The 658-nt window shown below is 48.3% G+C and carries 1 protein-coding gene; it reads right to left on the reverse strand.

Annotated elements, in window-relative coordinates; all coding sequences use genetic code 11:
- Window positions 1–14: 14 nt before the first annotated feature.
- Window positions 15–658: protein adenylyltransferase SelO family protein (locus R7R24_RS27555; RefSeq protein WP_318120247.1), on the reverse strand; the 644-nt coding region annotated here is incomplete at its 5' end.

Genomic DNA, 658 nt, shown 5'->3' on the forward strand with positions numbered 1-658 from the left:
GGGAAATGACCCATTTATGAGGAGCAGCTGATCTCCATCTTTTTCCCCCACTCTGGCGGCAGTTTGGCATACGCTTCAAACTCTGGTTGCGAATCGTATGGGTGGCGAAGTATCTCAGCAAGACGGTGAACTTCGCTGAAATCACCTTCCTCAGCTTTATCGATAGCCAATTGCGCAAGGTAGTTGCGAAGAATGTATTTCGGGTTGGCTTGGCGCATCTGTTCACAACGCTGCTCGGCTGAAATCGGCTCACCAATTTGATCTACCTCCAGCTCACATCGAGACAAATACAAATCAAGCCACGCTTGGGCGGCTTCCCGGTCAATAAACAAATCGATGACCTCTTGCGCTGGCTGTTTATCGAGGTTGGACAACGCTCTAAAGAATCGCGTGTAGTCGGTATGATTCTGATTAAGCAGTTCAAACATCGACTCAAACAAACGTCCGTCTTCTGCAATTTTTGTTTTCAAACCCAGCTTACTGCGCATCAAGCAGCTAAACTGCTGGCTTAAACGCCCTTCAAATTGGCTCAGTGCCTGTTCTAAATCTTCTCGTTCGACGAGCGGTGATAAGGCATGTGCCAAAGCAGAAAGATTCCACAGGGCAATTCGCGGTTGCTGCTCGAACGCATAACGCCCCTGATAATCAGAATGGTTAC

The sequence above is a fragment of the Vibrio sp. 704 genome (assembly GCF_033339295.1).